Source organism: Ectopseudomonas alcaliphila (assembly GCF_900101755.1).
GTDB lineage: Bacteria > Pseudomonadota > Gammaproteobacteria > Pseudomonadales > Pseudomonadaceae > Aquipseudomonas > Aquipseudomonas alcaliphila.
This window is the reverse complement of the sequence record NZ_FNAE01000001.1, coordinates 1,019,351-1,040,522: the sequence shown is the minus strand read 5'-3', so window position 1 is coordinate 1,040,522 and position 21,172 is coordinate 1,019,351. Positions and strand designations below refer to the sequence as shown.

The window sequence follows — 21,172 nt, the reverse complement described above, 5'->3', positions numbered from 1 at the left end:
GATCTGTGGAGGGCTAGAAGCCCCGGGTTATGGGGCTTTCTGGCTCAGTCGGGCGGTTCGTAGCGGATTCATAATGCCCAGCTCCCGCGAGCCCTAATCCATCAATTCCTCACCCCCCCAAAAAATAACAAAACCCCGCCAAGGCGGGGTTTTGTTTATGCGCTGCTTACAACGATCAAACGTTAAAGCGGAAGTGCATCACGTCGCCGTCCTTGACGATGTAGTCCTTGCCTTCCAGGCGCCATTTGCCGGCTTCCTTGGCACCGGCTTCGCCCTTGTACTGGATGAAGTCGTTGTAGGCGATGACTTCGGCGCGGATGAAGCCTTTTTCGAAGTCTGTGTGGATCGCTGCAGCCGATTGCGGGGCGGTGGCGCCGACCTTGACGGTCCAGGCACGCACTTCCTTCACGCCTGCGGTGAAGTAGGTCTGCAGGTTGAGCAGCGAGTAGCCGGCGCGGATCACGCGGTTCAGGCCCGGCTCTTCCATGCCCATGGTCTCGAGGAACATCTGCATCTCTTCGAGATCGTCCAGTTCGGCGATCTCGGCTTCGATCTTGTTGCACACCGGTACGACGATGGCGCCTTCTGCGTCGGCGATGGCTTGTACCACGTCGAGCAGCGGGTTGTTCTCGAAGCCGTCTTCGGCGACGTTGGCGATGTACATCACCGGCTTGGTGGTGAGCAGGTGGAAGGTCTTGGCCAGGCGCTTCTCGTCGTCACCCAGGTCCTTGAGCAGGCTGCGCGCCGGCTTGCCTTCGGTGAGGTGGGGGATGAGCTTTTCCAGCAGGGCCTTCTGCGCCACGGATTCCTTGTCGCCACCCTTGGCGGTGCGAGCCACGCGCTGCAGTTGCTTCTCGCAGCTGTCGAGGTCGGCCATGATCAGTTCGAGGTCGATGATCTCGATGTCACGCTTGGGGTCGACGCTGTTGGCGACGTGGATGACGTTGTCGTCTTCGAAGCAGCGCACCACGTGGGCGATGGCGTCGGTTTCGCGGATGTTGGCGAGGAACTTGTTGCCCAGGCCTTCACCTTTCGACGCGCCCGCGACCAGGCCGGCGATGTCGACGAATTCCATGGTGGTGGGGATGACCTTCTCGGGCTTGACGATCTCGGCCAGGGCATCCAGGCGCGGGTCGGGCATGGGCACGATGCCGCTGTTCGGCTCGATGGTGCAGAAGGGGAAGTTCTCCGCCGCGATGCCGGATTTGGTGAGGGCGTTGAACAGGGTGGACTTGCCGACGTTGGGCAGGCCGACGATGCCGCAGTTGAATCCCATGATGTGTCCCTCGGGGGAAAGGTGGTTACTTGGTGGCCTTCTGGCTATGCAGCTTGCGCATGGCCACGGTCCAGTCGCCGGCGAGTATTTCCGGCAGGACGTCCAAGGCGAAGTCGATGCTCTGGTCGAGCAGGTCCTGTTCGCTGCGTGGGGCGCGTCCGAGCACGTAGCCGGATACCAGGCTGGCGTGCCCCGGGTGGCCGATGCCGAGCCGCAGGCGGTGGAAGTTATTCTGGTTGCCGAGCTGGGCGATGATGTCGCGCAGGCCGTTGTGTCCACCGTGGCCGCCGCCCTGTTTGAGCTTGGCGACGCCGGGTGGCATGTCGAGTTCGTCGTGGGCCACCAGGATCTCTTCGGGTTTGATCTTGAAGAAATTGGCCAAGGCCGCCACGGACTGGCCGCTGCGGTTCATGTAGGTGGTGGGGATAAGCAGACGAACTTCGCGCCCCTGGTGGTTGAACTTGCCCACCAGGCCGAAATACTTGCGATCGACAGATAGGTTGACGCGCTGGCTTGCCGCCACGCGCTCAACGAAAAGGGCCCCTGCATTGTGCCGGGTCTGGTCGTATTCGGGGCCGGGGTTACCCAGGCCAACGATCAGTTGTACGGCAGTCATACAGGAGCCCTTTTGAGGAAATCGCCCGGCGTGATCGCCTGCCGGGCGGGTTCCGCGCTGCGATTACTCGGCGGCGCCTTCTTCGTCTTCAGCCTTCACGCGCGAAGCGTGAATGTTGGAGACAGCCAGGTCGTTACCGTGAGCCAGAGCAACCAGCTCAACGCCTTTCGGCAGCTTCAGGTCGGACATGTGGACAGTCTGGCCAACTTCTACGGCAGCCATGTCGACTTCGATGAATTCCGGCAGGTCTTTCGGCAGGCAGGAAACTTCGACTTCGCTGATGGTGTGGGAGATCTCGCCACCTTGCTGCTTCACGCCAACGGAAGTTGCTTCGTTGAGGAAGTGCAGGGGTACGTGAGCGGTCAGTTTCTGGCCGGCAACCACGCGCTGGAAGTCAGCGTGCAGGACGAAGCCTTTGGCCGGGTGGCGCTGCAGGGCCTTGATCAGGACGCTTTCTTTGGTGCCGGCAACGTCCAGGCTCAGAACGTGGCTGAAAGCCGCTTCGTTTTCCAGCAGCTTGGCCAGGTCTTTGGCCAGCAGGCTGATCGATTGCGGGGCTTTGTCGCCACCGTAGATCACGGCAGGAACCATGGACACGTTACGACGCAGGCGGCGGCTCGCACCTTTCCCCAGGTCGGAACGCACTTCGGCATTCAGGGCAAATTCAACAGTCATTTCACTTCTCCAAAATAACCAAACCGCCTTGTGGCTTGCGACCAGCCTCGGGCGGTAGGGCAAAAAGCCCCGCACGAGGCGGGGCAGTGTGATCTGGCCAGTTCCGCTTAGCGGAACATGGCGCTGATCGATTCTTCGTTGCTGATGCGGCGAACCGCTTCGGCGACGACCGGGGCGATGTCGAGCTGGCGAATACGCGAGCAGGACTGCGCCGCAGCGGACAGCGGGATGGTGTTGGTGACCACCAGCTCGTCCAGGACGGAATTCTCGATGTTCTCGATGGCGCGGCCGGACAGCACGGGGTGGGTGCAGTAGGCGTAGACCTTGGCGGCGCCGCGCTCTTTCAGTGCTTTGGCGGCGTGGCACAGGGTACCGGCGGTGTCGACCATGTCGTCGACAAGGATGCAGGTACGGCCTTCGACGTCACCGATGATGTGCATCACTTCGGACTGGTTGGCCTTCTCACGACGCTTGTCGATGATCGCCAGGTCGACGCCCAGGCTCTTGGCCACGGCGCGGGCACGAACGACGCCGCCGATATCGGGGGAAACGATCATCAGGTTGTCGAAGCGCTGGTCTTCGATGTCGTCGACCAGGACCGGGGAACCATAGATATTGTCCACCGGAATGTCGAAGAAGCCCTGGATCTGGTCAGCGTGCAGGTCGACGGTCAGCACGCGGTCGATACCGACCACGGTGAGCATGTCGGCAACCACTTTGGCGCTGATCGCCACGCGCGCGGAACGCGGACGGCGATCCTGGCGGGCATAACCGAAGTAGGGGATGACTGCAGTGATGCGAGTCGCCGAGGAGCGGCGGAAGGCGTCGGCCATCACTACCAGTTCCATCAGGTTGTCGTTGGTGGGCGCACAGGTCGGCTGAATCAGGAAGACGTCCTTACCGCGAACGTTCTCGTTGATTTCGATCATGACTTCGCCGTCGGAGAACTTACCGACCGAAGCATCGCCGAGGGGAATGTGCAGCTGACGAACGATCCGTCGCGCCAGATCGGGGTTTGCGTTCCCCGTGAAGACCATCATCTTGGACACGCGCAGTACCTGCCGGCTGGGGGTATACCTGGATGGGTATGGAAAATGGCAGGGGCGGCTGGATTCGAACCAACGCATGCCAGGATCAAAACCTGGTGCCTTACCGCTTGGCGACGCCCCTATATTCTGTGTTGAATGCTTTTTGACTCGGTTCTCGATGCCTCCCGAGGGAGGTTATGGCAGGGGCGGCTGGATTCGAACCAACGCATGCCAGGATCAAAACCTGGTGCCTTACCGCTTGGCGACGCCCCTGTATCGTATAACCGAATGCTGAGCATTCACTTCTTGGCCAATGCTTGGAGCTTGCGGTGCAGCATCGAAATGTTGCGACCTTGAGCGACAAAACTCGGCAGAGTGCCTGGAAGTTGGCGGGCGACTTTATCAGCATCGTCCCGATTTGGGAAGCTCCCAAATATGCAAGCTCCAGTGCCGGTCAATCTAGCTGAAACAAATTTGTTCAACAAGATCAAAGCGTTACGAACTTCAGGGTAACGCTTCTCTACGACCGGCTGGCAGTCGTTTCGACCACCCCCCGCAAGAAGGCTGCGAACTTTAATGGGCGGCGTATCCCGTGTCAACTCGGGCGAGCCGAAAACTTCTGCTGTGCTTACAAAGACTTGCGGTACGGCGACGAGGAACCAGGGTTCGTCCAGTTCTACGGGGGTCAGGCGCTCGCCAACGCCCTCGGCGAAGGCGGCGTGGCCGCGTACGAATACCGGCACGTCGGCGCCGAGGGCCAGGCCCAGTTCGGCCAGGCGATCTTCGCCCAGTTGGGTGTGCCACAGGTGGTCGAGACCGAGCAGGGTGGTGGCGGCATCCGAGCTGCCGCCGCCGATGCCGCCGCCCATGGGCAGGCGTTTGTCCAGCCAGATATCGGCGCCGAGCTGAGTGCCACTGGCTTCCTGCAGTCTTTTCGCCGCGCGCACGATCAGGTTGCTGTCATGCGGTACGCCTTCGATGGGCGTGTGCAGGTGGATTTCGCCATCCTGGCGCAGGCTGAAGCCGAGCTCGTCGCCGTGGTCGAGAAACTGGAACAGGGTCTGCAGCTCGTGATAGCCATCGGCGCGGCGGCCGAGGATATGCAGCATCAGGTTGAGCTTGGCCGGGGCGGGCAGGATCAGTTCGGCGTGGGTGGGGATGACGGTCATGGTCGGGGCAGGGGCATCGTCGTGAGGCATGTGGCGATTGTATTCGGGAAATGCATCGGCAGGTGCGTCAGAGGAGCATCGCGGCTGAAACGGAATGCCGCCCAGCCGCTCCTACAAACACCGCGGCCTCCCCCGTAGGAGCGGCTTTAGCCGCGAAATGCCCGGTTCGTAGCCCGGATGCAATCCGGGGCTTGGTGGCGATGGTTCCCGGATTTCATCCGGGCTACGGCTGCGTGCGCGAAACTTGTAGGAGCGAGCTCTGCTCGCGAAGTGGTTGGCGCCTTATCAGGTTGAGCTTGGCCGGGGCGGGCAGGGTGAGTTCGGCGTGGTTGGGGATGACGCTTTTCCAGTCATCGGCTGTGCGCTGTGGAAGGTGCTGGACAAGCTGTCGCGGCTGAAGCCCCTCCCACAGGATCTGTAGTGAGCTTATTGCCCTAACTGACGCGGCCGCCAGTCCTTGATCACCAGGGTCACTTCCAGGTCCTGACCGTAAAGCTTCAGGCGCTCCGGCAGGGCGTAGCCGTTCTGCTGCGTGTAGCGCTGATATTCCACCTTCCAGCCGTCCTGTTCCAGCTGCGCCAGGTGGCTTTCGCTGTCGAGGGTGATGCGGCTGCGGCTGTCCGGGGCGGGCAGGCCGCGAATCCACCAGAGCAGGTTGGACACTGGCAGGTCCAGACGCAGTTGCTCTTGCAGCAGCGCTTCCGGCGACTCGGCGCGGAAACGGCCGCGGTTGGATACTTCCAGCAGGATGTCACCCGGGCGGCCGGTCAGGCGTGCAGCGCCGCCACCCAGTGGGCCGGACAGGCGAATGTCGTAGTAGTCCTGGCGCTGCAGCCAGAACAGCGTGGCGCTGCCGGAATCCTGCGGGGCGCGGATGCCGATCTTGCCGTTGATCTGCCAGCCGTCGAGCTGAGTGATCTGCTCTTTGTGGGCTTTCCACTTGGCCGGGTCGCCCTGGCCTTCCAGCGCTTCGTGCGAGGTGAGGCCGGCGCAACCGGCGAGCAGGGCGAGGAGGCTGAATACAAGTAGGTGACGAAGCATCAAAGAGTCTCGGAACCGGTCAGGCGCAACAGCGTGTCACGCAGAATGGGGCTATCGGGCGTTTCGCTGAGGGCGTCGCGCCAGATGCGTCGGGCTTCGCGCTGTTTGCCCTGGGCCCAGAGCACTTCGCCGAGGTGGGCTGCTACTTCATGGTCGGGGAATTTCTCCAGAGCCTGACGCAGCAGGCGTTCGGCCTCGTCGAGGTTGCCCAGGCGATAGTTGACCCAGCCGAGGCTGTCGAGAATCGCCGGGTCGTTCGGGTTGAGCTGGTGCGCTTTCTCGATCAGCTCGCGCGCTTCTTCATAGCGCGTGGTGCGGTCGGCCAGGGTGTAGCCGAGGGCATTGAGCGCCATGGCGTGCTCCGGCTCGCGCTTGATGATGTAGCGCAGGTCGGTTTCCAGCTGGGCCAGGTCATCGCGCTTTTCCGCCAGCATGGCGCGGGTGTAGAGCAGGTTCAGGTCGTTGGGGTACTGCTCCAGGCCGTCGTTGATCACTTTCCAGGCCGTCTCGACCTGGCGGCGATTGCTCAGGCCTTCGGCTTCGATCAGGTACAGCTGGATGGCGTAATCGGGCTGCGCGTCGCGGGCCTGGGCCAGGCGTGCGCTGGCTTCTTCGCTGCGTTGTTGGGCGAACAGCAGTTCGGCCTGGCGTTGCTGGGCCGGCAGGTAATCGTTGCTCGGGCCGACCAGTCGGTATTCCTGCAGGGCGCTGTCGGTATCGTTCAGCGCCTCGTAGGCGCGACCGAGGTTGTAGTGCGCGGCATCGACATGGCTGCGGCGTTCGACCAGCTCTTCCAGGTAGACGATGGCCTCTTCCCAGGCTTCGGCTTCCAGGCACACCAGGGCCAGGGAGAAACGCAGGTCGTCGTCGTTGGGGTTTTCCTGCACCAGCTTGGAGAATTCGCCCTTGGCGTCGTCGAGGCGATCCTGCTCGACCAGCAGGCGCGCGTAGGTCAGGCGCAAGCGTTTGTCTTCGGGGTTCTTGCGGATGCCTTTCTGCAGCAGCGGCAGGGCCTCGTTGCCACGGTCGAGGCTCTGCAGCAGGCGGGCGCGCAGCAGGATCGGCGACACCTCGTTGGTGCTTGCTGCGCTGTCTTCGAGCAGTTTCAGGGCCTCTTCGGCGCGGCCGTCCTGTTGCAGAAGGATGGCCTTGCCGAACAGCAGCTGGCTGTTGTCCGGGTTCTTGATCAGCAGGCGGTCGAAGCCCTGCAGCAGGCCGGCGCGGGTATCCGGGTCGGTCTCTGCGGCAGACAGGGCGAGGAAATCGAAGTGGGTGTCGCCCTGGCGCTGCAGCACCTGCTCCATATAGGTCATGGATTCGTCGTAACGGCCGGCGCGGGCCAGCTGCACGGCGGCGGCGCGCTGGGCGTCGATGTTGCTCGGCGCGTTCCTGGCCCAGATCAGTGCGCTGTCGAGCGCAGCCTGTTCGGCGCCGAGGTATTCGGCAATACGGAAGGCGCGTTCGGCGACGCCGGCATCGCCAGTGGCGTTGGCCTGCTGCACATAGTTGCCGAGGGCGATGTCGAAGCGATTGCGCTGCCCGGCCAGCTCGGCGGTGAGCAGGGCGAACAGGGTTTCCTGGCTGAACGAGCCGTATTCACTCGGCTCCAGCTGGGTGGTCTGGTCGGCTTCCTGTACCGGCGGCGTACCGTCCGGCTCACTGGGGGCGAAGGTTTGGCAGCCGCTGAGAAGGGCCAGTGCGGTGACTAACGCGAGGGGTCTGTTCATAGTGCCTTGTCGTGCGTTATTCCGGGGCGACGGCCGTGCTGGCTCGTGCCCTGCGACGTTCGCGGCATCATGACACAAGCCTTGGAGCAAGCCCACTGGCGAGCACGATGCGGCGAACCGTCTATTGGGACAATAGGTCGCGGGAGTTGTTCTCTCGGGGGCGAAGTAGGACAATTGCCGGCTCTCGTATTGCCCCTCAGCGACCCTGCATGGCCTTTATCGCCCTCGGTATCAACCACAAGACCGCCTCGGTAGAGGTGCGCGAGCGCGTTGCTTTCACTCCGGAGCAACTGGTCGAGGCGTTGCAGCAGCTGTGCCGGCTGACGCCCAGTCGCGAGGCGGCGATCCTCTCTACCTGCAACCGTAGCGAGTTGTACCTGGAGCAGGATCAGCTGAGCAGCGACGAAGTGCTGCAGTGGCTGGCCAACTTCCATCGACTGAGCGTCGACGAACTGCGTGCCTGTGCCTACGTGCACAGCGAGCAGGACGCGGTACGGCACATGATGCGTGTGGCCTGCGGGCTGGATTCGATGGTCCTCGGCGAGCCGCAGATACTCGGCCAGCTCAAGTCCGCTTACGCCGTGGCGCGTGAGGCCGGCACCGTCGGCCCGCTGCTCGGGCGCTTGTTCCAGGCCACCTTCAGCACCGCCAAGACCGTGCGCACCGACACCGCCATCGGCGAGAACCCGGTGTCCGTGGCTTTCGCCGCCGTGAGCCTGGCCAAGCAGATTTTCGCCGACCTGCATCGCAGCCAGGCGCTGCTGATCGGCGCCGGCGAGACCATCAGCCTGGTGGCGCGTCATCTGCACGATCAGGGCATCAAGCGCATCGTCGTCGCCAACCGCACCCTGGAGCGCGCCAGCCAGCTGGCCGAGCAATTCGGCGCCCACGCCGTGCTGCTCTCGGACATTCCCGACGAACTGGCGCACAGCGACATCGTCATCAGTTCCACCGCCAGCCAGCTGCCGATTCTCGGCAAGGGCGCGGTGGAAAGCGCGCTGAAAAAACGCAAGCACAAGCCGATCTTCATGGTCGACATCGCCGTGCCACGCGACATCGAGCCGCAGGTGGGCGAGCTCGATGACGTCTATCTGTACACCGTCGATGACCTGCATGAAGTCATCGAGGAAAACCTCAAGAGCCGCCAGGGCGCGGCGCAGGCTGCCGAGGAGCTGATCGCCGCCGGCACCGAGGACTTCATGCAGCGCCTGCGCGAGCTGGCGGCGGTGGATGTGCTCAAGGCCTACCGCCAGCAGGCCGAGCGCCTGCGCGACGATGAGTTGACCAAGGCCCAGCGCATGCTGGCCAACGGCAGCAACCCCGAGGACGTGCTGGCGCAACTGGCGCGCGGCCTGACCAACAAGCTGCTGCACGCACCCAGCGTGCGCATGAAGAAACTTACTGCCGAGGGGCGCGTCGACGCGCTCAGCCTGGCCCAGGAATTGTTCGCCCTCGACGAGAGCGCGCCGCAGGACAAAGGTCTGCAATGAAAGCTTCACTGTTGAACAAGCTGGACAACCTCAGCGACCGCTTCGAGGAACTGACGGCGCTGCTCGGCGACGCCGAGGTGATTTCCAAGCAAACGCAGTTTCGCGCCTATTCCAAGGAATACGCCGAAATCGAGCCGGTGATCGCCACCTTCCGCGAACTGCGCAAGGTGCAGGGCGACCTCGAAGGTGCCCAGGCGCTGCTCAAGGACAGCGACGCGGACATGCGCGAGATGGCCGAAGAGGAAGTGGCCCAGGCCAAGGAAGCGCTGGTCACCCTGGAAGACAAGTTGCAGCGCATGCTGCTGCCGAAAGACCCCAACGATGGGCGCAACGTCTACCTGGAAGTGCGCGCCGGCACCGGTGGCGACGAGGCTGCGATCTTCTCCGGCGACCTGTTCCGCATGTATTCGCGTTACGCCGAGAGGCAGGGCTGGCGCGTCGAGGTGCTGTCGGCCAACGAGGGCGAGCACGGCGGCTTCAAGGAAGTGATCGCCCGCGTCGAGGGGGACAACGTCTACGCCAAGCTCAAGTTCGAGTCCGGTGCTCATCGCGTGCAGCGCGTGCCGGAAACCGAATCCCAGGGCCGCATCCATACCTCGGCCTGCACCGTGGCGGTATTGCCGGAGCCGGACGAGCAGGCGGCCATCGAGATCAACCCGGCCGACCTGCGCGTCGATACCTACCGCAGCTCCGGCGCCGGTGGTCAGCACGTCAACACCACCGACTCGGCGATCCGCATCACCCACATTCCCACCGGCACCGTGGTGGAATGTCAGGAAGAGCGCTCGCAGCACAAGAACCGCGCCAAGGCCATGGCCTGGCTGGCGGCCAAGCTGCAGGACCAGCAGGAAGCGGCGGCGCACAAGGAAATCTCCGAGACGCGCAAGCTGCTGGTAGGCTCCGGCGACCGCTCCGAGCGCATCCGCACCTACAACTTCCCGCAGGGCCGGGTGACTGACCACCGCATCAACCTGACCCTGTACTCGCTGAGCGAAGTCATGGCCGGTGGTGTCGAGGCGGTGATCGAGCCCTTGCTGGCCGAGTACCAGGCCGACCAGTTGGCGGCGTTGGGCGATTGAGTTTCGCTTGAGGTCATTGCGGTGCGCATGGCGCACCCTACGCCGCGTATACCGTAGGGTGCGCCATGCGCACCACAACCGTAGCCCGGATGCAATCCGGGGACATACTTCCCGGATTGCATCCGGGCTACGAGAGAAATATGGCCACCATCGAATCCCTGCTCACTATCGCTGACCTGCCCGACTCGCCGACGCCGCGGCTGGACGCCGAGTTGCTGCTGGCGGCCGCGCTGAACAAGCCGCGCAGCTACCTGCGTACCTGGCCGGAGCGTGAGCTGGACGCGGCCCAGCAGGCGCAGTTCAGCGCGTTCATGCAGCGCCGCCGGAATGGCGAGCCGGTCGCTTACATCCTCGGTCATCAGGGCTTCTGGAGCCTCGATCTGGAAGTGGCGCCGCATACCCTGATTCCGCGCCCGGACACCGAGCTGCTGGTGGAAACCGCGCTCGAGCTGCTGCCTGCCGGACCACTGGCGGTGCTGGATCTGGGCACCGGCACTGGCGCCATCGCCCTGGCCCTGGCCAGCGAGCGTCCGGCCTGGCAGGTGACCGGCGTGGATCGCGTCGAAGACGCCGTGGCCCTGGCCGAGCGCAATCGCCAGCGCCTCACGCTGGGTAATGCCTGCTTCCTGCATAGCCACTGGTTTTCCGCGCTGGTCGAGCAACGCTATGGCCTGATTCTGAGCAACCCGCCTTATATCCGCGCCGATGACCAGCACCTCGAACAGGGCGACGTACGCTTCGAACCGAGCAGCGCCCTGGTTGCCGGCAGCGACGGGCTGGACGATATTCGTGCGATCATCCGGGCCGCGCCGGACCACCTGCTGTCCGGCGGCTGGCTGATGCTGGAGCATGGCTTCGATCAGGCCGAGGCCGTGCGCAGATTGCTCGACGCCGGCGGCTTCGTCGAGGTACACAGCCGGCGTGACCTCGCAGGCCTCGACCGCATCAGTTTGGGACGTTTCGACCGTGAGTGATCAGATGCTGAGCGATGACGAGCTGCTGCGCTATAGCCGGCAGATCCTGCTGAAACAGATCGATGTGGAAGGGCAACTGCGCCTCAAGCAGGGCCGGGTGCTGATCGTCGGCATGGGCGGCCTCGGCTCGCCGGTGGCGCTGTACCTGGCCGCAGCCGGTGTCGGTGAGTTGCATCTGGCTGACTTCGATACGGTGGATCTGACTAACCTGCAGCGGCAGATCGCCCACGACACCGCCAGCATCGGCCAAGCCAAGGTGGATTCGGCCATGGCGCGCCTGGCGGCGATCAATCCGCAGGTCCGCCTGGTGCCGCATCGTCAGGCGCTGGACGCCGACTCGCTGGCTGCGGCCGTGAGCGCCGTCGACCTGGTGCTGGACTGCTCGGACAATTTCGCCACCCGCGAGGCGGTCAATGCCGCCTGCGTCGCGGCAGGCAAGCCGCTGGTCTCGGGGGCGGCGATCCGCCTGGAAGGCCAGCTGTCGGTGTTCGATCCGCGTAATGCCGCCAGCCCCTGCTATCACTGCCTGTACGGGCACGGTAGCGAAGCCGAGCTGACCTGCAGCGAAGCCGGTGTGGTCGGCCCGCTGGTGGGCCTGGTCGGCAGCCTGCAGGCGCTGGAGGCACTCAAGCTGCTGGCCGGTTTCGGCGAGCCGCTGGTAGGCCGCCTGCTGCTGATCGATGCACTGGGTACGCGCTTTCGCGAACTGCGGGTCAAGCGCGATCCGGCCTGCGGGGTGTGCGGTGGGCGCTAAGGATCGTAGGAGCGAGTCGCAGGCGCCGATTGGCGTTTTCGACTCGGGCGTCGGCGGCCTGTCGGTGCTGCGCGAGATTCGTCAGCTGCTACCCAACGAAACGCTGCTCTACGTCGCCGACAGCGGCCACGTGCCCTACGGCGAGAAGAGCCCGGAATACATTCGCGAACGCTGCGTGCTGATCACCGAGCATCTGCTGGCGCATGGCGCCAAGGCCCTGGTGCTGGCCTGCAATACCGCGACGGCTGCGGCGGCTGCCGAGCTGCGCGAGCGTTATCCGGATTTGCCCATCGTCGGCATGGAGCCAGCGGTAAAGCCGGCCGCAGCGGCGACCCGCAGTGGCGTGGTCGGTGTGCTGGCAACCACCGGTACGCTGAAGAGCGCCAGATTCGCCGCACTGCTCGACCGCTTCGCCAATGACGTGCGGGTGGTCACTCAGCCCTGTCCGGGGTTGGTGGAATGCATCGAAGCGGGCGAGCTGCAGGCACCGGCAACCCGTGAGTTGCTGCGAGGCTACGTCACACCGCTGCTGGCCGAAGGCTGTGACACGCTGATTCTCGGCTGCACGCACTACCCCTTCCTGCGCCCGCTGCTGGGCGAGCTGGTGCCGGCTTCGGTGACCTTGATCGATACCGGCGCGGCCGTGGCGCGTCAGCTGCAGCGTTTGCTCACTCAGCACGACATGCTGGCAACCGTACCTGCTCAGGCCACTCGCTATTGGAGCAGCGGAGACACTGCGCAACTTTGCCGAGTATTGCCGATTTTGTTGAATGAAAAGGCCGAAGTTCGTTCGATATAGTGAATTTTTTTCGAATTAAGCTTTCTCTGATATCGAATGCTTCTATATTTTTGCAACGAGCCTGTTAAAACCTCCCGCTATAAAAGGAATGACTCATGAAGAAGTTATATGCCTTTGCTGCAGCTACGGCCCTGACGTTCGGAACTATGGGTGCTGCGCAGGCTGCGGACGTAACCGCAGCTATTGGTCAGAGTGGCGATTCCACCATGGTTTACCGTGTGGGTGCGCAATGGGATTGGAACCACAGCTGGCTCGAGAGTAGCTATGGGCGTCTGACTGGCTACTGGGACCTGGGTTACACCTACTGGGATGGCGATGACACGGCGAGCAATCACAGCCTGTCGTTCTCGCCAGTGTTCGTCTACGAGTTCGCCGGGCAGAACGTGCGTCCTTACATCGAAGCCGGTATCGGCGTGGCCGCCTTCTCCAGTACTGAGCTGGAGAGCAACAAACTGGGCTCGTCGTTTCAGTTCGAAGACCGCATCGGCTTCGGCCTGCGTTTCGCCGGGCAGGAGATCGGTTTGCGTGCCGTTCACTATTCCAACGCGGGCCTGAAGAACCCCAACGACGGGGCGGAAGCCTACACCGTGCATTACCGCACGAGCTTCTGAATAAAAAGACCGGGCAAGCCCCGGTCTTTTTCATTGTGCCCCTGGCCTGCGCGGTGCGCTCCGCTAGCGATAGGCCTGAGCGATGCCCTGGCGCTCTTCCAGGCATTCGGCCGCACCCAGCTCGAACTCCCGGCAGATCAGTGGGCGCACCTCGTAGATGGTGCAGCGCATGCTGTTGCGGTCCAGCGCCGCGCACCAGTTGTCGTCCAGGCGACGCATCACTTCGCTGCCCCACTGGTCGGTATCGATGAAGCGTTGCGGTACGTCTTCATCGCCGAACAGCATCACTTCCAGCTGGCAGCAGCAGGCCGCGCAGGTGCTGCAACTGATCTCGGGCTCGGTTGGCAGTTGGGTATGGGGGATGGTCTGGCTCATGGCGCGGCAGTGTACGCCATGCAATGGGTACGCGGGGCTTGGGCTGACAGGGGGCAGTGCCGCCAGTTCAGCAGGCCTGCCAGCCGCTTTTGCGTAGGAGCCCCGCCCCGGGGCGAAGCTTTTCGAACCCGAGCCGAACCGGTTCGCGGCGGTGCGACGCTCCTACAGAGGCTATCGGCTAGGCCGAGCGGCGGCTGCGCAGGCTCTGCTCGTATTGCGCCCGATACAGCTTGGCGAAGCCATGCAGCACCGGCATCACCACGGCCCAGACCAGCGCGAAGATCACCAGGGTTGGCCAGGTACCCAGTGGCAGCGTGACGCCGGCAATCTTGGCGCCGCCGTAGTAGGACAGCGGCGCGGCGACAGCGCCCAGCAGGCTGGCCCGCCACCAGGGCTGTGCGGTCCAGGCCAGGCAGTGATTGAGCGTACTGGCCAGCAGCAGCCAGAGCAGGGCCAGCCACAGCGGAATCAGCTGGCGTTCCTCGCCGAAATCGAACACCCCGAGGTTGAGCAGAAAGCTGTCCAGCGCACTGCCGGCGAGAAACACGCTGAGCAGCAGTTTGCCTTCTGCCGCCCAGCTGCTGACCCACAGCAGGTGCACGCCGATGATCGCTGCCACCAGCAGCAGCCAGAGACTATCGCCTGCGAAGACGCAGACCAGCCAGCCGAGCTGGAACAGGAGGGCATTGGCGATCAGCTTAGGCATCGAAGTTTCCTAACAGAGGCGCAGGGCGGGCGGCCGGTTTGGCCAGTAGCAGTTGCGCGGTGCCAATGGTGCGTTCGAGGAAGCCGCCTTCGCAATAGCAGAGGTAAAACTCCCACAGGCGATAGAAGTAATCGTCGTAGCCCAATTGCTCCAGGCGCTGCCGAGCATGGCGCAGATTGTCGTGCCACAGGCGCAGGGTGCGCGCGTAGTGCAGACCGAAATCTTCCATGTGATGCAGGTTGAAGTCGGTATGCCGGGTGACCACATCGAGCATCTTCTGCACCGAGGGTAGCGCGCCGCCGGGGAAGATGTAGCGCTGGATGAAGTCCACCGACTTGCAGGCCTGCTCGTAGCGTTGATCTCGAATGGTGATGGCCTGCAGCAGCATCAGCCCGTCAGGCTTGAGCAGGCGCGCGCACTGTTCGAAGTAGGTAGGCAGGAAGCGGTGGCCGACGGCCTCGATCATCTCGATGGAGACCAGTTTGTCGTACTGGCCATCGAGGTCGCGGTAGTCCTCCAGCAGCAGGGTCACGCGATCTTCCAGGCCCAGCTCGCGAATGCGTTGCTCGGTGTGGGCGTGCTGCTCGCGGGACAAGGTGGTGGTGGTCACCCGGCAGCCGTAATGGGTCGCGGCATAGAGGGCCATGCTGCCCCAGCCGGTGCCGATTTCCAGCAGGTGGTCGCTGGGTTTCAGCGCGAGCTTCTGGCAGATGCGCTCGAGCTTGTTGAGCTGCGCCTGCTCCAGGCTGTCGTCCTCGCGGGTGAACATGGCCGCCGAGTACATCATGGTCGGGTCGAGGAATTGTTCGAACAGGTCGTTGCCCAGGTCGTAGTGCGCGGCGATGTTCCGGCGTGAGCCTTGCCTGGTATTGCGATTGAGCCAGTGCAGGCCCTGGATCAGCGGCCGCCCCAGGCGCGCCAGGCCGCCTTCCATGGCATCCAGCACATCGAGGTTGGCGACGAAGATGCGGATCACCGCAGTCAGGTCCGGCGTGCTCCAGTAGCCATGGATATAGGCCTCGCCCGAGCCGATCGAGCCGTTACCCGCCACCAGCCCCCAGACAGCAGGGTCATGCACCGTGATTTCGGCGCGCAGATGGGCCTGCGGGTTGCCGAAGTGCAGGCTGTCACCCGCTTCGTGGATCACCAGCAGGCCGTGGTGCAGGCCCTGTAACTGGCGCAATACGGCACGCCGCAACAGGCCGGCACCAATGCCGTTGCCACTGCGTACCAGGCTTCTGGTGGAGGTCAGGCTAGAGCTCTTCATGGGGCATGTCCTTCACTTGCGGGCGGGCGACACGGAAGCTGCCTTCCGCAGGCTTGTGGTCGAAAATCGGGATGCGCTTGAACAGCAGGCGCAGCGCCTGCCAGTGGATGGCGGCCAGGGTCTTGCCGGTCATCCAGGGGAAACTGAGCAGATAGCGGTGCAAGCTGGCGCGGTCGAGGGCTTCGCGGTGCAGGCTGAGGCTGGCGTCGAACAGCTTGGTTTCGCCTTGCCAGTCGGCCATGTGCACGCCAAGGCGTTCGCCCACGGCGCTGAAGCTCATGCGGTATTCCAGCTCGCGCGGCAGGAAGGGCGAGACATGGAAGGCCTTGTCCACACTGACCTGATGGCGGCCTTCGCCCTCTGCCGGCAGCACGTAGTGATAACGCTCACGCCACGGCGTATTGCTGACTTCACAGAGAATCGCCATCAGCCGCTGGTCGGCGTCATGGCAGTAGAAAATGCTCACCGGGTTGAAGGCCAGGCCCCAGCTGCGCGGCTGCGTCAGCACGCAGATGCGGCCTTGCGGACGCATGCCCAGTGCTTGCTCCACGCGATCGCGCACCGCCTCGTGCAGCGCCACGCCCTGGCGGGTCGACTCCGGCAGGTAGTCGGTCTCACGGAAGGCGAAGGGCGCCCAGCGGCCGGAGCCAGCCAGCTTTGAGAGGGCGAACAACTGCGCCTGTTCGCTCAGGTCGAGGTACAGCAGGCCCATGCGATAGCGAAAGGCATGGGCGCGCGGGGCGAAGCGGCGATGCTGCACCCAGCCGCTGTACAGGGCACTGTGCATCAGAGCGTCTCTCCGAAGGCGCGTGCCACACGCAGCGCGCTGACCACGCCATCTTCATGAAAACCGTTGGCCCAGTAGGCGCCGCAGTAGTAGGTGTGCTGCGCGCCGAGCAACTCTTCCCAGCGCGCCTGGGCCGCGGTACCGGCCAGGCTGTACTGCGGGTGGGCGTACTGGAAGCGCGCGAGGATCTTGCTCGGGTCGATGGCGGCAGTCTGGTTGAGGCTGACGCAGAAGGTGGTATCGCTGTCGATGCCCTGCAGGATGTTCATGTCGTAAGTCACCGCCGCCGGCTGATCGCTCGGCCCGCCCAGGCGATAGTTCCAGCTGGCCCAGGCCAGCTTGCGCTTGGGCAGCAGGCGCGTGTCGGTATGCAGCACCACGTCGTTGCTGGCGTAGGGCAGGGCGCCAAGAATATCCCGCTCCTGCTCGCTGGCCTGCTCGAGCAGTGCCAGTACCTGGTCGCTGTGGCAGGCGAAGATCACCTTGTCGAAACGCTCGCTGCCGGCAGCGCTGTGCAGGGTGACGCCGTCCTCATCGCGCACGACGCGGCTGACCGGGCAATTGAGGCGAATGCGTTCGGCGAAGCTGGCGGTCAAGGGCGCCACGTAGCTGCGCGAGCCGCCTTCGATCACCTGCCAGGTCGGGCGGTCGCTGACCGAGAGCAGGCCGTGGTTCTTGCAGAAGCGCACGAAGAACTGCAGCGGGAAACCGAGCATGTCGGCCAGCGACATCGACCAGATGGCCGAGCCCATCGGCACGATGTAATGCTCGATGAAACGGCGGCCATAGCCGTTGCTGTCGAGGTACTGGCCGAGCGTGGTATCGGCGCTGATGCGGTTGTTGGCCAGGTCGTCCAGCGACTGGCGATTGAAACGCAGGATGTCGCGCAGCATGCCCCAGAAGGCTGGCGACAACAGGTTGCTGCGCTGGGCGAACAGGGTGTTGAGGTCGTGGCCGTTGTACTCCACGCCGGTGGCCGGGTCGCTCACCGAGAAGCTCATTTCGGTGGGTTTGTAGCGCACCCCGACCTGCTCCAGCAGGCGGATGAAGTTGGGATAGGTCCAGTCGTTGAAGACGATGAAGCCGGTATCGATGGCGTAGCTGCGACCCTCCACCTGCACGTCGACGGTGTGGGTGTGGCCGCCGATCCAGTCGCTGGCCTCGAACACCTGGATGTCGTGCTGGCGGTTGAGCAGATAGGCACAGGTCAGGCCGGCGATGCCGCTGCCGACGATGGCGATTTTCATGCGTTGTCCTCGTTACGCGCCAGGCGGCGACCTATGGCCAGTTGCAGGCTGCTGGGCAGGCTGCCGAGCAGTTTCAGGATGGCGATGAAAGGGGTGGGGAACGCGATCTCGTGCGGGCGCTTTTCCAGGCGTTCGGCGATATGCCGGGCGGCGCGTTCTACCGGCCAGCGCATGGGCATGGGGAAGTCGTTCTTCTGCGTCAGCGGGGTGTCGACGAAGCCCGGGCTGACCAGGGTAACGTCGATGCCCTCGCTGGCCAGGTCGATGCGCAGTGTCTGCATCAGATAACGCATGGCGGCCTTGGAGGCGCCGTAGGCTTCGGCGCGCGGCAGCGGCATGAAGGTCACCGAGCTGCCGACACCGACCAGGTGCGGGCGATTGCCCAGGCGCAGCAAGGGCAGGGCCGCTTCGATGCAGTAGCTGGCGGAGAACAGGTTGGCAGTGACCACGCGTTCGATCATCGCTGCCTCGAACTGGCGCACGTCGACGTATTCGCAGGTGCCGGCGTTGAGGATCACGCAATCGAGCGCGCCCCAGTGTTGAGCGATGCGCTCGCCAATGGCACGCACCTGCTCGGCGTCGGTCAGATCCCCGGGTGCGACCAGTACCTGATCGCCATAGCGCGTTGCGAAATCCTGCAGTGGGCCACTGCTGCGTGCGCTCAGTGCCAACTGATGGCCTGCCTTGAGCAGTTCTTCGGCCAGTGCGGCACCGATGCCGCTGCTGGCGCCGGTGAGCCAGATGCGCTTCATGCCAATCTCCTTTTCAGCCAGGCAATGACGCTGCCGAGCAGTGGCAGGTGTTCGTAGAGCAGCGCGCCGGCGTCGAAATAATCGCGGTGCTGATAGACGCGGTCGCGCCAGAGCAGGTGCGAGCAGCCTTCGACTGCGATCTCGGCGCCGCCACGCAGGCGCGGGTGGCGGTAGCGCATGGTCCAGCGCAGATAGCCTTCACCGTCGGCGACCTGATCGAAGCCGTGAAATTCGAAGTGCAGCGCTTCCACGTTGGCGTACAGCTCGGCGAAATAGCGGCGCATCTCGTTCAGGCCATGCACTTCGTGCAGCGGGTCGCGAAACAGCACATCGTCGCTGTACAGCTCGCCCAGCAGGTCGAGGTTGTCCTTGTTCAGCGCGGCGAAGCGCTCGGCGAAGTTTTCAAGGAATGCGCTCATGCCGGAACCTCCCGCGCAGAGAGGTTCTTGAACGCCGCCAGAGCGCGCTCGCGCGAGCGCGGTAGATCGACGATCGGGCGCGGGTAACCGGAGGGCGCGAACAAGCCGCCGAGTGCGGACGGATCATGAATGTCACGCTTGTTGAGCCCGGCCAGCTCCGGCACCCATTGGCGAATGAACTGGCCATCGGGGTCGAATTTCTGCGACTGGCTGATCGGGTTGAAAATACGGAAGTAGGGCGCGGCATCGGTACCGGTGGAGGCGCTCCACTGCCAGCCGCCGTTGTTCGCCGCCAGGTCGCCGTCGATCAGATGACGCATGAAGAAACGCTCGCCCTCGCGCCAGTCGATTAGCAGATTCTTGGTCAGGAACATGGCGACGATCATGCGCAGGCGGTTGTGCATCCAGCCGGTTTCCAGCAGTTGGCGCATGGCTGCGTCGATGATCGGCAGACCGGTGCGGCCCTCCTGCCAGGCCGCCAGCTCCTCGGGGGCGTGGCGCCATGGCACTGCCTCGGTTTCCAGGCGGAAGGCACGGTGGCGCGATACCCGTGGGTAGCCGACCAGTGTGTGCTTGTAGAACTCGCGCCAGAGCAGCTCGTTGATCCAGGTGACGACGCCGGGGTTGCCACTGTCGAACTCGCCCTGGTTGGCCGCGAGTGCGGCGTGCAGGCACTGTCTCGGGGAGACGACGCCTGCGGCCAGGTAGGCCGACAGCTGGCTGGTGCCAGGCTTGGCGGGGAAGTCGCGTTCGTCCTTGTAGTAGGCCACCTGCTCATCGGCAAAGCGCTGCAGGCGCTGCAGGGCCTCCTCCTCTCCGGCGGGCCAGAGCAGGCGCAGGCTGTCGCTGGGGGTGGCAAAACCCTCTACGGTTTCGGGAATCGTGTCACTGCTGATGGCCTGCGGCGTTTGTGCCTTTGGTTGGGCGATCAAGGCCGGCAGGGCAGTGTGCAGGCGCTCGTAGCAGACCTTGCGAAACTGGCTGTAGACCTGGAAGTAACCGCCGGAACGAGTCAGCACGCTGCCGGGCTTGAAGAAGATCTGGTCGAGATGGCTGTGCCAGGCGATGGCCTGCTGGCTGAGGTAGGCGCACACCTGTCGGTCGCGCAGGCTTTCGTTGATGCCGTATTCCTCGTTGACGTGCACGGCGATGATGTTGTGCTCGTGACAGACCTCGGCCACCTGGGCCGGCGCCTCGTGCCAGTCGTGGCAATGACGCACCAGCAGCGGCACGTTGAGCGCGGCCAGGGCCTTGCTCAGTTCGGCCAGATTGCGCAGCCAGAAGTCCACCTTGCTCGGGGCATCGTCATGGCGCTGCCACTGGCCGGGCGTGACGAGATACAGGGCGATGGTCGCGCCGCTGCTCATGGCATGGCTCAGGGCGGTGTTGTCCTGGGTGCGCAGGTCGCTGCGAAACCACATCAGTTGCTGCATGGGGTTACCTCTTGAGCGCCGAGCAGGCCGTGACGCAGCAGCCAGGCGTGCGCGGCGAGCGGGTCGCTGGCCGACTCCAGGTCAGCCAGCGCGTCGCGATGAATGTGGGCGGCGGGGCCGGCGAGCAGCAGCGGCACCGGGCATTGTTCGGCCAGACGCGGTAACTGGCGGCGCACCAGGGTGCCGTCCAGCGCTTCTTCGGCATACAGCAGCACGGCGCGCGGCGCGATGTGCTCCAGCGCCGTCAGCAGTTCATTGGGCGGCAGCGGCCAATCGAAGACCTCCACCGGACAATCGCTGGCGCTGGCCAGCCAGGCACACAGCCACAGGCCTGGTTCCATCGGCGCTTCACCGAGGTTGATCAGCAGCAGCGGTGAGCCGCCGACCTGGCGATTGCAGTGATAGATGCGGGTAGCCAGTTTGCTGCGTAGCCAGGAGAGGAAGAACACCTGCTCGGCGCGTGCGCCGAACTGGCCTTGCCAGCGCTGACGTAGCTCACCGAGCAGTGGCCAAAGCAGCTGCCCGACCAGGGTGCTGGCCGGGTACAGCGCCAGTGCCGAGTTGAAACGGTCGTCCAGACGTCGCTCGTTGAGCTGGACGATGCAGCCGAGCATCTCGTTGCGCTGACGTGACCAGTTGTCGGTACTGGTCGCCTGAGGCACCTGCTCATGGTCGAGCAGCGCCTTGACCTGACCGACGGCAACGCCGCGAGCAAGCCAGGCGAGAATGGCATTGATGCGTTCAAGGTTGGCCGGTGAATAGAGACGATGCCCCTTGGGCGTGCGGTAGGGCACGATCAGGCCGTAGCGGCGCTCCCAGGCACGCAGGGTCACGGCGTTGATGCCGGTGCTTCGCGCGATCTCGCGGATCGGCAGGTAGCCCTCGTCGAGCGCCTGGCGATAGTCGTGGCCGGTTTCTTCGTCGGCGATGGTTTCGCTGGTCATGGC

Annotated in this window: 22 protein-coding genes and 2 tRNA genes; 6 read left to right on the top strand and 18 right to left on the bottom strand. The window is 64.1% G+C overall.

The window, feature by feature from the left end:
• Nucleotides 1–175 precede the first annotated feature (175 nt).
• The 9 genes from ychF to BLR77_RS04970 all read right to left on the bottom strand — a co-directional run bounded on the left by ychF (nt 176) and on the right by BLR77_RS04970 (nt 7,532).
• The gene (gene ychF / locus BLR77_RS05010; RefSeq protein WP_074675753.1) at nt 176–1,276 is read right to left on the bottom strand and encodes a redox-regulated ATPase YchF; all 1,101 of its coding nucleotides are present in this window, start codon (nt 1,274–1,276) and stop codon (nt 176–178) included.
• A 25-nt stretch (nt 1,277–1,301) separates the two neighbouring features.
• On the bottom strand, nt 1,302–1,892 hold the full coding sequence (gene pth, locus BLR77_RS05005) for an aminoacyl-tRNA hydrolase (RefSeq protein ID WP_074675752.1): 591 nt from the start codon (nt 1,890–1,892) through the stop codon (nt 1,302–1,304).
• Between the two features lie 63 nt (nt 1,893–1,955).
• On the bottom strand, nt 1,956–2,567 hold the full coding sequence (locus BLR77_RS05000; protein ID WP_074675751.1) for a 50S ribosomal protein L25/general stress protein Ctc: 612 nt from the start codon (nt 2,565–2,567) through the stop codon (nt 1,956–1,958).
• 107 nt (nt 2,568–2,674) lie between these two features.
• Nucleotides 2,675–3,616: a ribose-phosphate pyrophosphokinase gene (locus BLR77_RS04995; RefSeq protein WP_003244667.1), complete on the bottom strand. Its 942-nt coding sequence runs from the start codon at nt 3,614–3,616 to the stop codon at nt 2,675–2,677.
• 46 nt (nt 3,617–3,662) lie between these two features.
• A tRNA-Gln gene (locus BLR77_RS04990) sits at nt 3,663–3,737 on the bottom strand.
• Between the two features lie 56 nt (nt 3,738–3,793).
• A tRNA-Gln gene (locus BLR77_RS04985) sits at nt 3,794–3,868 on the bottom strand.
• Between the two features lie 26 nt (nt 3,869–3,894).
• Nucleotides 3,895–4,794 carry a 4-(cytidine 5'-diphospho)-2-C-methyl-D-erythritol kinase gene (ispE, locus tag BLR77_RS04980; protein WP_074675750.1) on the bottom strand — a complete coding sequence of 300 codons (900 nt, stop codon included), beginning with the start codon at nt 4,792–4,794 and terminating at the stop codon, nt 3,895–3,897.
• Nucleotides 4,795–5,190: 396 nt separating this feature from the next.
• On the bottom strand, nt 5,191–5,808 hold the full coding sequence (gene lolB, locus BLR77_RS04975) for a lipoprotein insertase outer membrane protein LolB (protein WP_074675749.1): 618 nt from the start codon (nt 5,806–5,808) through the stop codon (nt 5,191–5,193).
• Nucleotides 5,805–7,532: a tetratricopeptide repeat protein gene (locus tag BLR77_RS04970; protein ID WP_074675748.1), complete on the bottom strand. Its 1,728-nt coding sequence runs from the start codon at nt 7,530–7,532 to the stop codon at nt 5,805–5,807. The genes lolB and BLR77_RS04970 overlap by 4 nt, the downstream gene beginning before the upstream one ends.
• A 209-nt stretch (nt 7,533–7,741) precedes the next feature.
• Between BLR77_RS04970 and hemA the strand changes: the two genes are divergently transcribed.
• The 6 genes from hemA (at nt 7,742) to BLR77_RS04940 (ending at nt 13,239) form a co-directional block, all read left to right on the top strand.
• A complete protein-coding gene (hemA, locus tag BLR77_RS04965) occupies nt 7,742–9,022 on the top strand; it encodes a glutamyl-tRNA reductase (protein ID WP_074675747.1) in 1,281 nt (426 codons plus the stop codon).
• Nucleotides 9,019–10,101, top strand: coding sequence for a peptide chain release factor 1 (prfA, locus tag BLR77_RS04960; RefSeq protein ID WP_074675746.1), 1,083 nt, complete (start codon nt 9,019–9,021; stop codon nt 10,099–10,101). The genes hemA and prfA overlap by 4 nt, the downstream gene beginning before the upstream one ends.
• A gap of 140 nt (nt 10,102–10,241) precedes the next feature.
• Complete coding sequence (prmC, locus tag BLR77_RS04955) at nt 10,242–11,075, top strand: peptide chain release factor N(5)-glutamine methyltransferase (protein ID WP_074675745.1); 834 nt, start codon at nt 10,242–10,244, stop codon at nt 11,073–11,075.
• A gap of 4 nt (nt 11,076–11,079) precedes the next feature.
• The gene (locus BLR77_RS04950) at nt 11,080–11,829 is read left to right on the top strand and encodes a molybdopterin-synthase adenylyltransferase MoeB (protein WP_074675744.1); all 750 of its coding nucleotides are present in this window, start codon (nt 11,080–11,082) and stop codon (nt 11,827–11,829) included.
• The gene (gene murI / locus BLR77_RS04945; RefSeq protein WP_074675743.1) at nt 11,819–12,628 is read left to right on the top strand and encodes a glutamate racemase; all 810 of its coding nucleotides are present in this window, start codon (nt 11,819–11,821) and stop codon (nt 12,626–12,628) included. Before BLR77_RS04950 ends, murI begins: the two co-directional genes overlap by 11 nt.
• A gap of 95 nt (nt 12,629–12,723) precedes the next feature.
• Nucleotides 12,724–13,239 (top strand): acyloxyacyl hydrolase, encoded by a 516-nt coding sequence (locus tag BLR77_RS04940; protein WP_074675742.1) that lies wholly within the window; start codon nt 12,724–12,726, stop codon nt 13,237–13,239.
• Nucleotides 13,240–13,302: 63 nt separating this feature from the next.
• On the opposite strand, the gene BLR77_RS04935 is transcribed toward BLR77_RS04940, so the two are convergent.
• The 9 genes from BLR77_RS04935 to BLR77_RS04895 form a co-directional block, all read right to left on the bottom strand.
• On the bottom strand, nt 13,303–13,614 hold the full coding sequence (locus BLR77_RS04935) for a YkgJ family cysteine cluster protein (protein ID WP_074675741.1): 312 nt from the start codon (nt 13,612–13,614) through the stop codon (nt 13,303–13,305).
• A 178-nt stretch (nt 13,615–13,792) separates the two neighbouring features.
• Nucleotides 13,793–14,320 carry a DUF2878 domain-containing protein gene (locus tag BLR77_RS04930; protein ID WP_074675740.1) on the bottom strand — a complete coding sequence of 176 codons (528 nt, stop codon included), beginning with the start codon at nt 14,318–14,320 and terminating at the stop codon, nt 13,793–13,795.
• Nucleotides 14,313–15,587, bottom strand: coding sequence for an SAM-dependent methyltransferase (locus BLR77_RS04925; RefSeq protein WP_074675739.1), 1,275 nt, complete (start codon nt 15,585–15,587; stop codon nt 14,313–14,315). The genes BLR77_RS04930 and BLR77_RS04925 overlap by 8 nt, the downstream gene beginning before the upstream one ends.
• Nucleotides 15,574–16,374 carry a DUF1365 domain-containing protein gene (locus BLR77_RS04920; RefSeq protein WP_074675738.1) on the bottom strand — a complete coding sequence of 267 codons (801 nt, stop codon included), beginning with the start codon at nt 16,372–16,374 and terminating at the stop codon, nt 15,574–15,576. The genes BLR77_RS04925 and BLR77_RS04920 overlap by 14 nt, the downstream gene beginning before the upstream one ends.
• Complete coding sequence (locus BLR77_RS04915; protein WP_074675737.1) at nt 16,374–17,621, bottom strand: NAD(P)/FAD-dependent oxidoreductase; 1,248 nt, start codon at nt 17,619–17,621, stop codon at nt 16,374–16,376. The genes BLR77_RS04920 and BLR77_RS04915 overlap by 1 nt, the downstream gene beginning before the upstream one ends.
• Nucleotides 17,618–18,373 carry an SDR family NAD(P)-dependent oxidoreductase gene (locus tag BLR77_RS04910; protein ID WP_074675736.1) on the bottom strand — a complete coding sequence of 252 codons (756 nt, stop codon included), beginning with the start codon at nt 18,371–18,373 and terminating at the stop codon, nt 17,618–17,620. Before BLR77_RS04910 ends, BLR77_RS04915 begins: the two co-directional genes overlap by 4 nt.
• Complete coding sequence (locus BLR77_RS04905; protein WP_074675735.1) at nt 18,370–18,792, bottom strand: nuclear transport factor 2 family protein; 423 nt, start codon at nt 18,790–18,792, stop codon at nt 18,370–18,372. Before BLR77_RS04905 ends, BLR77_RS04910 begins: the two co-directional genes overlap by 4 nt.
• Nucleotides 18,789–20,225: a deoxyribodipyrimidine photo-lyase gene (phrB, locus tag BLR77_RS04900; protein ID WP_074675734.1), complete on the bottom strand. Its 1,437-nt coding sequence runs from the start codon at nt 20,223–20,225 to the stop codon at nt 18,789–18,791. The genes BLR77_RS04905 and phrB overlap by 4 nt, the downstream gene beginning before the upstream one ends.
• Entirely contained in the window at nt 20,213–21,169 is a 957-nt protein-coding gene (locus BLR77_RS04895; RefSeq protein ID WP_074675733.1) for a MerR family transcriptional regulator, read from the bottom strand. Before BLR77_RS04895 ends, phrB begins: the two co-directional genes overlap by 13 nt.
• Nucleotides 21,170–21,172: the final 3 nt, after the last annotated feature.